Below are 13,136 nucleotides of genomic sequence, written 5' to 3'. Positions count from 1 at the left end.
GGTTAGTGCGGCGCCGGCAGGCGCAGCACCAACCGGGCGCCGCCCAGCGGGCTGTCCTCGAGAGCGGCTGTGCCGCCGTGGATGTCGGCCTGCTGGGCCACCAGGGCCAGGCCCAGGCCGGAACCGGAACGCGACGCCGTCGAGCCGCGGGCGAAACGTCCGAACACCGACTTGCGCTCGGCTACGGGCACGCCGCAGCCGTTGTCGTCGACCGCGATCTGCACACCCTCGCGCGACGTCACCGCCGACAGCAGGACGTTGGTGGCGCCGCCGTGCTTGACGGCGTTGGCAATAGCGTTGTCCACCGCCAGCCGCAACCCCGCCGGCAGGCCGACGATGATGCACGTCGGCGACGGTGCCAGCGACACCTCCAGGCCGGGGTAGACGCGCATGGCGTCGTGCGCGGCCCGGTCGAGTAGTTCGGTGATATCCACCGGCACCTGGTCCGCCGCCGTGGACAGCTCGCCCTGAGCCAGCCGCTCCAACGCGCCCAGCGTCGCCTCGATCCGGCTCTGGGTGCGGATGACGTCGCCGATCACCTCGCCGCGCTGCTCGTCGGGCAGGTCGAGGGTGGACAGCACTTCCAGGTTGGTCCGCATCGCGGTCAGCGGTGTGCGCAGTTCATGCGCGGAGACCGCCGCGAAGTCGCGCGCCGAGGCCAGTGCGGCCTTGGTGCGGTCCTGCTCGGTCCAGATGCGCTCCAACAGGCCCTTGAGTGCCTCACCGATCTCGACGGCCTCGGTGGCCCCACTGACATCGACGTCGGGAGCGACGTCCCCGGCGTCGATCGCCCGGGTCTGCTGGGCCAGCCGGCGCAGCGGGCGGACGGCGAAGGCGGCCAGCATCCACCCCAGCACCGCGGCGGCGCCGATGGCGGAGGCGCAGATGATCAGCACCCGGCGGTGCAGGTTGTTGGTGTCGGCGATGGTGTCGTCGTAGGTCGCGCCGACCTGCAGCGTGGTCGGCGGCTCGGGGTAGGGGATGACGACGGTGCGCACCCGGTAGGGCACCCCGTCGATGTCGGTGGTCGCGTAATCGGCGTCCAGCACGGGCAGCACGACATCGCTGTTGGAACGGACCTCGGCGCCGCGGTGCACGGTGATCACCACATCCCGGACGTTCGGCGAGGGTGGGATCTGCTCCAGGCCGCGAGGCACGAACGGCACCGCGAACCCCGCTGCCTCGTCGAGCCGGCGGTCCAGCCGCTCAAGGCGGTCGTTGGTGATGCCGATCCACACGATGGTGCCGACGATGGTGACCACGATCGCCGCGCCGATCGCCGTCGCGAACGCCACCCGGGTGCGCAGTGACGGTGTGCGGCGCACGATCCGCGACAGCATCAGCAAGTTGTCACTGCGTTCGCAGGACGAAGCCGACTCCACGCACCGTGTGCAGCAGCCGGGGCGCGCCGCCGGCTTCCAACTTGCGGCGCAGATAGCCGATGAAGACGTCGACGACGTTGGTGTCGGCGGCGAAGTCGTAGCCCCACACCAGTTCGAGAAGTTGCGCCCGGCTGAGCACCGCCGTCTTGTGCTCGGCGAGCACCGCCAGCAGGTCGAACTCCCGCTTGGTCAAGTCGACGTCGAGGCCGTTGACCCGGGCGCGCCGGCCGGGGATGTCCACCTCCAGCGAGCCCACCTGAATGGTCTCCGAGGAGAACGTGGCCGTGGCGCCGCGGCGGCGCAGCAGCGCTTTGACCCGGGCCACCAGTTCGGCCAGCACGAAGGGCTTGACCAGGTAGTCGTCGGCACCGGCCTCCAGGCCGGCCACCCGGTCGTCGACCGAGCTGCGGGCCGAGAGCACACAGACCGGCACGTCGTTGTCCATGGCGCGCAGCGCGGTGACCACGCTCACCCCGTCGAGTACCGGCATGTTGATGTCCAACACGATCGCGTCCGGCCGGGTCTCGGTGGCGCTGCGCAGCGCCTCGGCGCCGTCCACGGCGGTGGATACCTCGAAACCGGACAGCCGAAGCCCGCGCTCCAGCGATGCCAGCACGTCGGGGTCGTCGTCGACCACGAGCACACGCGGCGCCGCACCGGAGGCCAAAGCGCTGTCCATGCCCCCATAGTGCCGGATGTGCGGGTATAGGAGTGTTAGGCGTGGCCGTGCCAGGATCACGCGGGTACGCCCGAGTAGCACGATCATGCGGGGCCCGAATAGCACCGAGGAGGCACTGACGGTGGTGGACAGTCGCCGCGCGGTGTCCATCGCCGCCCGTCCCCAGCGCGTCCGCGGGCTGACCGACCTGCTGCGTCTGCTGCCCTACCTTCAGCCCTATCGGGCGCGCTGGATCGCGATGATCGTGATCGCGATCGTCAGTCTGGCCGCTACCGTCGCCATCCCGCTGATGACCAGGGCGGTGATCGACGGACCGGTGCGCAACCGGGATCCGCACGGACTGTGGGTGCTGGGCTCGGCTGCGATGGCCGTCGGCGTCGCCGAGGCGGTGCTCTGGTTCATCCGCCGCTGGCTGGTCGCCCGCGCCACCATGGGCGTGGAGGCCGACATCCGCAAGGACCTCTACGCGCGGCTACAGATCCTGCCGATGTCGTTCCACGGCCGCTGGCAATCCGGGCAGTTGCTGTCGCGGATCATGAACGACCTGAACACGATTCGCCGGCTGCTGTCGTTCGGGCTGGTGTTTCTCATGCTCAACACCCTGCAGATCATCGTGGTGACCGCCATCCTGCTGGCGATGTACTGGCCACTGGGGGTGGTGGTGGCAGTCTCGGTGGTGCCGGTGACGCTGACCATGCTGCACTTCGAGCGCCGGTTCACCACCCTCTCGCGGGCGGCCCAGGATCAGGCGGGCCACGTCGCCACCCACGTCGAGGAGGCCGCGCTAGGGGTGCGCGCGGTGAAGTCGTTCGGCCGTGAGGACTACGTCTACGAGCGGTTCGACCGGGAGGCGAGCCGGCTCTACGAAACCCAGATTCAGAAGGTGGCGGTCTCAGCGCGGTTCTGGACGCTGCTGGAGGTCATTCCCAGTGTCACCCTGATCATCGTGCTCGGGTTCGGCGCGTACGCCGTCGGCCACGGGCTGGTGACGCTGGGGACACTGGTGGCCTTCATCACCATGATGCTGTCTCTGGTCTGGCCGATCGCGTCCCTGGGCTTCCTGCTGTCGATGGTCCAGGAGTCGATGACCGCCGCGAACCGGATCGCTGAGGTCTTCGACGCCCCAACCGAAATCACCGACGGCCCGCGGCCGGCCGCACCGAGTGGTGGCCGGCTGGACTTCGACGACGTCGGGTTTCGGTTCCCCGCCACGGACGGTTCGGGCACGGCAGGAAGCTGGGTGCTGCGCCACCTCACGTTGACGGTCGAATCGGGGGAGACGCTGGCGCTGGTCGGTGCCACCGGCGCGGGCAAGTCGGTGCTCACCGCGCTGCTGCCGCGGCTGTACGACGTGACCGAGGGCGTCATCCGGCTGGACGGGATCGACGTCCGTGAGCTGAGTCTGCCGGCGTTGCGCGGCGCGGTGGCGGTGGCGTTCGAGGACCCGACGCTGTTCTCCATGTCGGTGGAGGAGAACCTGCGACTCGGCCGGCCGGACGCCGCCGATGACGAGGTGCGTCGCGCCGTCGACATCGCTGCCGCGCAGTTCGTCTACGAGCTGCCTTTCGGCCTGCAGACCCGGATCGGGGAGCAGGGTATGAGCCTGTCCGGCGGTCAGCGGCAGCGTCTGGCGCTGGCGCGGGCGATCCTGGCCCGGCCGCGGGTGCTGGTGCTCGACGACACCCTGTCGGCTCTCGACGTGCACACCGAGGCGGTGGTCACCGAGGCGCTGCGGGAGGCGCTGGCCGGTGTGACGGCGATCGTCGTCGCCCACCGCGCCTCCACGGTGCTGTTGGCCGACCGGGTCGCGCTGCTCGACTGGGCCGACGGCGGCGACGGTCCGGCCACCGTCACCCACGTCGGCACCCACGAGGAACTGCTGGCGGGAGTGCCGCGTTACCGCTACCTGCTGGCCGCCGACGACGAACTCGACGACGGGTTCGAGCCCCGGCCCGTGTGGGAAGACGACGCCGATCACCGCCGCATGCGGGATCTCGGCGAGGAGGAGCTCCAGGAGCGTCAAGCAGGCAGGCGCCCGGCCGGCTACGCGGCCTCCGAGGGAGGTTCGCGGTGACTGACCCGCTGTGGCGCGGGCGGCTCGACGAGCAGGCCGACCTGCCGGTGGACGAGACAGTGCCGCGGCGGCGTGAGGCCCGGGCGCTACTGGCCAACCTGCTGCGGCCCTACCGGATGGTGTTGGCCGTGTTGGCCGTGGTGGTTGTCGCGGAAAATGCTGCGCGCCTTGCGATTCCGCTTCTGGTCAAGCGCGGAATCGACCATGCGATCCCGCCGTTGCTGGCCGGCGGCTCGGCCGGCGAGCTGATGGTGGTGGTGATCGCGTTGTGCGGGCTGGTGGCCGTGCAGGCGGTCACCCGGCTGGTGTTCCTCAACGCGTCGGGCCGTATCGGACAGCGGGTGCTGCTGGAACTTCGCCGTCGGCTGTTCCGGCATTTCGGCCGCCTCGACGTCGCCTTCCATGACCGCTACACCTCCGGCCGGGTGGTCAGCCGCTCCACCAACGACGTCGACGCCATCCAGGACATGCTGGAGACCGGGTTCGACAGCCTGCTCACCGCGGTGCTCACCTTGGGCGGCACCGCGATCCTGTTGGTGGTACTGGACTTTCGACTCGGCCTGATGTGTCTGGCGGCGTTCCCGGTGCTGGTGCTGCTGGTCCGCTGGTTCGCGGGAGAGTCGGCGAAGACCTACCGCAAGGTCCGGGAGAGCGCGGCGCTGGTGATCGTGCAGTTCGTGGAGACGATGACGGGCATCAAGGCCGTCCAGGCATACCGCCGCGAACCCCGCAACCAGGAGATCTTCGACGAGGTGGCCGACGGCTACCGCGACATCAACGAACGCACCTTCCGGCTGCTGGCGATCTTCATGCCCGCGGTGAAACTGGTCGGCAACCTGACCACCGCCGGGGTGCTGCTCTACGGCGGGTACCGGGTCCTGCACGGCCAGATGACCATCGGCACGCTGACGGCGTTTCTGCTCTATCTGCGGATGTTCTTCGAACCGATGCAGGAGATCTCGCAGTTCTTCAACACCTTCCAGTCGGCGTCGTCGGCGCTGGAGAAGATCGCCGGTGTGCTGGCCGAACAGCCGCGTATCGCCGACCCGCCCCGGCCGGTGCACCTTCCGGCGGTCCGCGGCGACATCACCATGGCCGACGTCTGCTTCGGCTACCTGCCCGACCATCCGGTGCTGTCCGGGATGAACCTGACCGTGCCGGCCGGCCAGACCATCGCGCTGGTCGGTACCACCGGCGCAGGTAAGACCACCATCGCCAAGCTGATCGCCCGGTTCTACGACCCGGGCTCCGGATCGGTCAGCCTCGACGGCGTCGAACTGCGCAGACTGTCGCAGAGCGAATTGCGCCGGCATGTGGTGATGGTGACCCAGGAGAACTTCCTGTTCTCCGGAACGGTGGCTGACAACATCCGGTTCGGCCGGCCGGAGGCCACCGACGCACAGGTGCGGGCCGCCGCCGCGGCGGTCGGCGCCGACGAGTTCATCGCCGCGCTGCCCGACGGGTACGACACCGACGTCGCCAAGCGTGGCAGCCGGCTATCGGCCGGCCAGCGCCAGCTGGTGGCATTCGCCCGGGCCTTTCTCGCCGACCCCGCCGTGCTGATCCTCGACGAAGCCACCTCATCGCTGGACGTGCCCAGCGAGCGGATGGTGCAGCGTGCCCTGGGGACGGTGTTGGCCAGCCGCACCGCGCTGATCATCGCCCACCGGTTGTCGACCGTCGAGATCGCCGACCGGGTGCTGGTCCTCGAACGCGGTCGCATCGTTGAGGACGGCACACCGTCCGACCTGATCGGAGCGGGTGGGCGCTACGCGGTGCTGCACCGCGTCTGGATCGACTCACTGGCGTAGAGACGCGGAGAATCGGGGCTATGACGCGTTTTGCCGACCGGGCCGACGCCGGCCGTCACCTGGCGGCGGGACTGCACAAGTACCGGGACCGGGATGTCGTCGTGCTCGGCCTGCCTCGCGGGGGAATTCCGGTGGCCTATGAGGTGGCCACCGCACTGGGCGCGCCGCTGGACGTTCTGGTGGTTCGAAAGCTCGGGGTTCCGTTCCAGCCGGAGCTGGCTTTCGGTGCGATCGGCGAGGGCGGTGTCCGGGTTCTCAACGAGGCGATGCTGCGCCGGATCGGTCTGAGCGCTGCCGACATCGCCGCCGTCGAAGACGCCGAGCGGTCTGAACTTCGCCGGCGGGTGGACGCCTACCGCGGTGGCCGGCCTGGGGTGCCGGTGGCCGGCCGGGTGGCGCTGATCGTCGACGACGGATTCGCCACCGGTGCCACTGCTCGGGCCGCCGCGCTGGTCGCGCGGGCCCACGGGGCTGAAACGGTGGTGCTCGCCGCGCCGATCGGGGCCGCCGACACCGTCGCCGACCTACAGACCGTCGCCGACGACGTGGTGTGCCTGGGTGCTCCACCGGGATTTCAGGCCGTCGGGCAGGGCTACGACGACTTCGATCAGACCTCTGACGAACAGGTCTGCGCGCTGCTCGCGGCGGCTCACCGGTCCTAGGCGCACCGGTCCTCGTTGTTCCCGGCGCATCGCTACCATCGAGAGGTCATGTTCCTGTCCAGCGACGACTTCGCACACGTCCTTCACTGTGCGCCGCTCATCAGCATCGATCTGGTCGTCCGGGACGAGAACGGGCGTGTCCTGCTCGGGCAGCGTCTCAACCGCCCAGCGCGCGGGTTCTGGTTCGTGCCGGGGGGACGGATCTACAAAGACGAGCGTCTCGACGACGCGTTCCTTCGTATCTCACAGGCGGAGTTGGGGCGTGTTACTACCCGGGAGCAGGCGAATCTTCTCGGCATCTACGAGCACTTCTACGACGACAATGCGCTCGACGTCCCTGGTGTGAGCACGCACTACATCGTGATCGGGTTCCAGCTGCACCTGGACGCCGCGTCGCTCGCGCTGCCTGGCGGACAACACGGGCGGTTTCAGTGGATGGACGTCGACGAGATACAGAACAGTCCGGACGTTCACCCGAATACGAAGCAATTCTTCGAGCCCCAGCGGCGGCTCGTCCCACAAACCGGTCAATAGTCCCGCGGTAACCGGACAGTAGGCTGGTCTCCCATGATCGGTATCGAGCGAGTCGGTGATGTCACAACCATCGAGCTCCAGCGCCCGGAACGGCGCAATGCACTGAACTCCGAACTCGTCGACACGCTGCGTGACGCGGTGGAAAAAGCCGCCGCCGACGATGTCCGCGCCATCGTGCTGACCGGGTCGGGCACCGTCTTCTGCGCGGGTGCGGACCTTTCCGGCGATGTGTTCGCGGCGGACTTCCCGGACAAGGCCATCGCCCTGAACAAGGCCATCGACGCCGTTCCGGTTCCGGTGATCGCCGCCATCAATGGCCCGGCGATCGGTGCGGGTGTCCAGCTGGCCATGGTCTGCGACCTGCGGGTGGTCGCGCCGGGTGCTTACTTCCAGTTCCCGATCGCCAGATACGGCCTGGCCCTGGACAACTGGAGCATCCGGCGGCTGGCTTCGCTCGCCGGATACGGACGAGCCCGGGCCATGCTGCTGGCCGCCGAGAAGCTGGACGCCGACGCCGCCCTGATGACCGGGATGGCCAACCGGATCGGCAATCTGCCCGATGCGCAGGCCTGGGCCGCTGAGATCGCCGGGTTCGCCCCGCTGTCTCTGCGGCACTCCAAGCGTGTGCTCAACGACGACGGCGCGTACGAGGAGCAGGGCGAGGTGCACAAGAGCCTTTTCGACCGGGCGTGGAGCAGTCACGACGTGATCGAGGCTCAGGTCGCCCGGATCGAGAAGCGCGCCGCGAGGTTCCAGGGGGCCTGAATCATGCCTGATTTGCCTGACTTCTCCGCGCTGCTGCCCGGCGGCAAGGCCACGGTGCGACTGGCCGCTGGAACCGCCTCGCTGGCGGCCGGCGGGTGGGCGCTCAAGGCCTTTCACGACGCACCCGCCGCGCTGGGCGCCAGCCCGGCGGCTATCAGCCGGGCTGCCCAGGGCTCACCGAATTACCGCGGCGGGGTCTTTCACAATCTCGAACCGTCCGCCTCGATCAAGATCGACGCCGAAGAGAACCGCCTGGTCCTGTTCGAGATGTTCTCCAACGGTTCGCACAGCCGGCCCAAAAAGGCGGTCCCGCTTGCCGATCCGCCCACCCTGGTCGGCTCCGAACCGCTGTCGGTGACCTGGTTGGGGCATGCCACCGCGCTGGTCGAGATCGACGGTTACCGGATACTCACCGACCCGGTCTGGGCGCAGCGCTGTTCGCCGTCGCGCACCCTGGGACCGCAGCGCATGCACCCGCCGCCGCTGCCGCTGGAGGGGCTACCCGCGCTGGATGCCGTGCTGATCAGCCACGACCACTACGACCATCTGGACATGGACACCGTGCGGCAACTGGCCCGCACCCAGCGTTCGGTGTTCGTCACGGCGCTGGGGGTGGGGGCGCATCTGCGGGAGTGGGGCATCCCCGCCTCCCGCGTGGTGGAACTGGACTGGGGGTCGAGCTACAGCATCGATGACCTAGTCCTGACCTGCCTTCCCGCCCGGCACTTCTCGGGCCGATTCCTGTCCCGCAACAACACGCTGTGGTCGTCGTGGTCGATCGCCGGTCCGCAGCACCGCGCCTACTTCGGCGGGGACACCGGCTACACCGCCAGTTTCACCGACATCGGCGCCCAGCACGGACCGTTCGATCTGACGCTGCTGCCGATCGGCGCCTACAACAAGTCGTGGCCGGACATCCACATGAACCCCGAGGAGGCGGTGCGCGCGCATCGCGACGTCAACCCCGACGGCGGCGGTCTGCTGGTGCCGATCCACTGGTGCACCTTCCGCCTGGCACCCCACCCCTGGGGAGAGCCGGCCGACCGCCTGGTCGCGGCGGCCACCGACGCCGGAGTCGACATCGCGGTGCCCAAGCCGGGCGGCCGGGTGGTGCCGGGCGCACCCGGCACCGCCGATCCGGCCGCGGTCGAACCGTGGTGGCGGTTTTGACGCTTGCCCGGCGCGTTCCGGTGTTCGCGGCCCTGCTCGCACTCACCGCCTGCGGCGGCACCGTTACCGGTCCGGCTTCGCTGCCTCAACCAGGCGAGCCGCCGCAACTGGCCGTCGCGATGCCGTTGCCGGACAACGCCGTTGACAACGCCGTCGCCAAGCTCGACGGCATCGCCGCTGAGCTGATGGCGTCCGCCGGCATTCCGGGGATGGCGGTGGCAGTGGTGCACGGCGGGAAGACGTTGTACGCCAAGGGCTTCGGCGTGCGGGACACCCGTGCGTCCGACAAGGTCGACCCGGACACCGTCTTCCAGCTGGCCTCGTTGTCCAAGCCCGTCGCCGCTACCGTGGTGGCCCACCAGGTCGGTATCCGCGACCTCGGCTGGGATGCCCCGATCACCGCTCACCTGCCATGGTTCGCGCTGTCCGACCCGGCGGCGACCGGGATGCTCACCGTCGCCGATCTGTTCGCGCACCGGTCCGGGCTGCCCGACCATGCCGGTGACCTGCTGGAGGACCTCGGCTATGACCGCCGCGCAGTCCTGGAACGCCTGCGCCGGCTGCCCCTGGCTCCGTTTCGAACGTCCTACGCCTACACCAACTTCGGGGTGACCGCCGCAGCCGAGGCGGTGGCCGCCGCCGCCGGTAAACCCTGGGAGGACCTCAGCGAGCAGGTGCTCTACCGCCCGCTGGGGATGGTGTCGACCAGTTCCCGCTTCGCGGACTACCAGAGCCGGCCCAACCGGGCCGTCGGCCATGTCCTCGTCCCCACTGATCAGGGGGCTCGCTACCAACCGCGCTACACCCGCGACGCCGATGCGCAGTCGCCGGCGGGCGGGGTCAGTTCCTCGCTCAACGACATGACGCGCTGGCTGACGATGATGCTTGCGGGCGGCAGTTACGACGGCGCCCAGATCGTGGAACCGTCTGCGCTGCTGTCCGCGCTGACGCCGCAGATGGTGTCCAGCCCGCCGAGCGAGCCGGCCATGCGGTCGGGGTTCTACGGGTACGGCGTCAACATCGGCACCTCGGCGGCGGCCCGGATGCAGTTCAGCCACTCCGGTGGCTTCGAGCTCGGTGCGGCAACCAATTTCGTCATTATTCCCTCCGCCGACGTCGCCATCGTCGTCCTGACCAACTCCGCTCCGGTCGGGGTGCCTGAGACGCTCACCGCCGAGTTCTCCGACCTCGTCCAGTTCGGTCAGGTCAGACAGGACTGGCGCACGCTGTACGCCGGCGCCTTCGCCGGGATGGACCGGCCGTTCGGCGAACTGGCCGGCAAGCAGCCCCCCGCCGACTCCGTGCCGTCGCGTCCGTTGCAGTCCTACGCGGGCACCTACGCCAACGACTACTGGGGACCGGCGAAGGTGACCGTCCGGGACGACGCCTTGACACTGTCACTCGGGCCGCGCCCGATGACCTACCCGCTTACGCACTGGGACGGTGACATGTTCGCCTTCAGCCCGGTCACCGAAAACGCTCCGCCCGGAAGCGTTTCCCGAGCAACATTCAACGGCGACCGGCTGACGCTGGAGTACTTCGACCAGGACAAGATGGGGACTTTTTCGCGATGAGCCGCTTGCGCGATGAGCTAGAAGAACCACCCGTGAGCTTGAGCATCGTCACCGGACTGACCGACGCCGAGGTCGCCGCCCGGGTCGCCGACGGCAAGACCAACGACGTACCCAGCCGGGCCTCGCGCAGCGTCGGCGAGATCGTCCGCGCCAACGTCCTCACCCGGATCAATGCCATTCTCGGTGTGCTGTTCGCGATCGTGCTGGCCACCGGTTCGCTGATCAACGGGCTGTTCGGCCTGCTGATCATCGCCAACAGCGCCATCGGCATCATTCAGGAACTGCGCGCGAAGAAGACGTTGGACAAGCTGGCCATCGTCGGGCAGGCGAAGCCCGCCGTGCGCCGCGCGTCGGGCAGGGTCGAAATCCCGCCCAACCAGGTGGTGCTGGATGACGTGATCGAACTCGGCCCGGGCGATCAGATCGTCGTCGACGGTGAACTGCTGGAAGCGTCGGCGCTGGAGATCGACGAATCGCTGCTCACCGGTGAGGCTGATCCGATCGCCAAGTCGGTCGGCGACCTGGTGATGTCGGGCAGTTTCGTGGTCGCGGGCAGCGGCGCCTACCGCGCCACCAAAGTCGGCCGTGAGGCCTACGCCGCCCGGCTGGCCGAGGAGGCCAGCAAGTTCACCCTGGTGAAATCCGAACTGCGCAATGGCATCAACAAGATCCTCAAGTTCATCACCTATCTGCTCCTGCCGGCGGGGCTGTTGACCATCTACACCCAGCTGTTCCTCACCGGTGGCGGCTGGCGGGACTCGGTGCTGCGGATGGTCGGTGCCCTGGTGCCGATGGTTCCCGAGGGCCTGGTGCTGATGACCTCCATCGCGTTCGCCGTCGGGGTGGTGCGACTGGGCCGGCGCCAGTGCCTGGTTCAGGAGCTCCCCGCCATCGAAGGTCTGGCCCGGGTCGACGTGGTGTGCGCCGACAAGACCGGAACACTGACCGAGAACGGCATGCGACTGGCGCAGACCACCACGCTGGCCGAAGTCCGCGACGACCAGATCGCCGCGGTACTTGCCGCCATGGCGGCCGACGACCCCCGGCCGAACGCGAGCATGCAGGCCATCGCCGAGGCGTACCCGAACGATCCCGGCTGGACCACGACGGCGGTGGCGCCGTTCAAGTCCGCCACCAAGTGGAGCGGCATCTCCTACGGCGAGCACGGCAACTGGGTGATCGGCGCCCCGGACGTTCTGCTCGAACCGGGAACACCCGCGGCCGCCCGGGCCGAGGAGATCGGTGCGCAGGGCCTGCGGGTGCTGCTGCTCGGGTCGTCGGACACCGATGTCGACGCCCCCGACGCGCCCGGCCTGGTAACTCCCGTCGCCCTGGTGGTCCTGGAGCAGCGGGTGCGCCCGGACGCCCGGGACACCTTGGAGTACTTCGATTCCCAGCAGGTCACGGTGAAGGTCATCTCGGGTGACAACGCGGTGTCGGTGGGTGCGGTCGCCGGGTCGTTGGGTCTGCAGGGTGAAACTCTCGACGCCCGCGAATTGCCCACCGAACCCGATGCCCTGGCCGACACCATGGAGCAGTACACCACGTTCGGCCGGGTCCGGCCGGACCAGAAGCGGTCCATGGTTCACGCCCTGCAGTCGCGCGGGCACACCGTCGCCATGACCGGTGACGGCGTCAATGACGTGCTGGCCCTCAAGGACGCCGATATCGGCGTGGCGATGGGCTCGGGCAGCCCGGCCTCGCGTGCGGTGGCGCAGATCGTGTTGCTGGACAACAAGTTCGCCACGCTTCCCTACGTGGTCGGTGAGGGCCGGCGGGTGATCGGCAACATCGAACGGGTCTCCAACCTATTCCTCACCAAGACGGTTTACTCGGTGCTGCTGGCGCTGCTGGTCGGGGTGGCCGGACTGATCTCCCATTTCGGGCACTCCGATCCGCTGCTGTACCCGTTCCAGCCCATCCACGTCACCATCGCGGCCTGGTTCACCATCGGTATCCCGTCGTTCATCTTGTCGCTGGCGCCCAACAACGAACGCGCCAAGACCGGATTCGTGCACCGGGTCATGACCGCCGCGCTGCCCGCCGGGGCGATCGTCGGGCTGTCGACGTTCGTCTCCTATCTGGTCGCCTACCCCGGTCGGCTGGGCACTGCGGTGCAGCAGACCCAGGCCTCCACGGCGGCGTTGATCACCCTGCTGATCGGGGCGTTGTGGGTGCTGGCGGTGGTGGCCCGGCCCTACCAGTGGTGGCGGGTCGCACTGGTGGCCGTCTCCGCGGCGGCCTACCTGTTGATCTTCGCGCTGCCGCTGGCCCGGGAGAAATTCATGCTCGATCCGTCCAATACGGCGGTCACCGGCACCGCGGTGCTGATCGGCCTGGTGGCTGCGGCGTTGATCGAGGCGTCGTGGTGGATCCAGGGCCGTATCCTCGGCGAACCTAGGCTGCTGTGGCGGAGGTCCGACGAGGGTGCGTAAATTGTCGGCGGGACCGCCGCCCGCTACGGACGGCGCCCGTTCCACCAAGT

General features: G+C 68.9%; 9 protein-coding genes and 1 pseudogene. 8 read left to right on the top strand and 2 right to left on the bottom strand.

The features are described from left to right. Window positions 1–2 precede the first annotated feature (2 nt). On the bottom strand, window positions 3–1,346 hold the full coding sequence (locus ADBZ6I_RS01420) for a HAMP domain-containing sensor histidine kinase (protein ID WP_526380166.1): 1,344 nt from the start codon (window positions 1,344–1,346) through the stop codon (window positions 3–5). 4 nt (window positions 1,347–1,350) lie between these two features. Then, the gene (locus ADBZ6I_RS01415) at window positions 1,351–2,061 is read right to left on the bottom strand and encodes a response regulator transcription factor (RefSeq protein ID WP_526380124.1); all 711 of its coding nucleotides are present in this window, start codon (window positions 2,059–2,061) and stop codon (window positions 1,351–1,353) included. A gap of 85 nt (window positions 2,062–2,146) precedes the next feature. On the opposite strand from ADBZ6I_RS01415, the gene ADBZ6I_RS01410 reads away from it, so the two are divergent. From ADBZ6I_RS01410 to ADBZ6I_RS01375, 8 genes and pseudogenes are all read left to right on the top strand, one after another. After that, window positions 2,147–4,135 (top strand): ABC transporter ATP-binding protein, encoded by a 1,989-nt coding sequence (locus ADBZ6I_RS01410; RefSeq protein ID WP_526380122.1) that lies wholly within the window; start codon window positions 2,147–2,149, stop codon window positions 4,133–4,135. Next, window positions 4,132–5,946: an ABC transporter ATP-binding protein gene (locus tag ADBZ6I_RS01405; RefSeq protein WP_526380120.1), complete on the top strand. Its 1,815-nt coding sequence runs from the start codon at window positions 4,132–4,134 to the stop codon at window positions 5,944–5,946. The genes ADBZ6I_RS01410 and ADBZ6I_RS01405 overlap by 4 nt, the downstream gene beginning before the upstream one ends. Window positions 5,947–5,966: 20 nt before the next feature. Further along, window positions 5,967–6,602: pseudogene (locus ADBZ6I_RS01400) on the top strand (phosphoribosyltransferase); the annotation flags it as partial. Window positions 6,603–6,656: 54 nt separating this feature from the next. Next, window positions 6,657–7,142 carry a GDP-mannose mannosyl hydrolase gene (locus tag ADBZ6I_RS01395; protein WP_526380118.1) on the top strand — a complete coding sequence of 162 codons (486 nt, stop codon included), beginning with the start codon at window positions 6,657–6,659 and terminating at the stop codon, window positions 7,140–7,142. 33 nt (window positions 7,143–7,175) lie between these two features. Further along, complete coding sequence (locus tag ADBZ6I_RS01390; protein WP_526380116.1) at window positions 7,176–7,907, top strand: enoyl-CoA hydratase; 732 nt, start codon at window positions 7,176–7,178, stop codon at window positions 7,905–7,907. Between the two features lie 3 nt (window positions 7,908–7,910). Further along, window positions 7,911–9,077 carry an MBL fold metallo-hydrolase gene (locus ADBZ6I_RS01385; RefSeq protein WP_526380114.1) on the top strand — a complete coding sequence of 389 codons (1,167 nt, stop codon included), beginning with the start codon at window positions 7,911–7,913 and terminating at the stop codon, window positions 9,075–9,077. Further along, window positions 9,074–10,651: a serine hydrolase domain-containing protein gene (locus ADBZ6I_RS01380; protein WP_526380112.1), complete on the top strand. Its 1,578-nt coding sequence runs from the start codon at window positions 9,074–9,076 to the stop codon at window positions 10,649–10,651. The genes ADBZ6I_RS01385 and ADBZ6I_RS01380 overlap by 4 nt, the downstream gene beginning before the upstream one ends. Further along, window positions 10,648–13,086 carry a cation-translocating P-type ATPase gene (locus tag ADBZ6I_RS01375; RefSeq protein ID WP_526380110.1) on the top strand — a complete coding sequence of 813 codons (2,439 nt, stop codon included), beginning with the start codon at window positions 10,648–10,650 and terminating at the stop codon, window positions 13,084–13,086. The genes ADBZ6I_RS01380 and ADBZ6I_RS01375 overlap by 4 nt, the downstream gene beginning before the upstream one ends. The last annotated feature ends 50 nt before the right edge of the window (window positions 13,087–13,136 follow it).

This window comes from Mycobacterium sp., assembly GCF_044342925.1.
Taxonomy (GTDB): Bacteria; Actinomycetota; Actinomycetes; order Mycobacteriales; family Mycobacteriaceae; genus Mycobacterium.
Note: the sequence above shows the minus strand (reverse complement) of the source record. Positions and strands in the feature narration are given on the sequence as shown.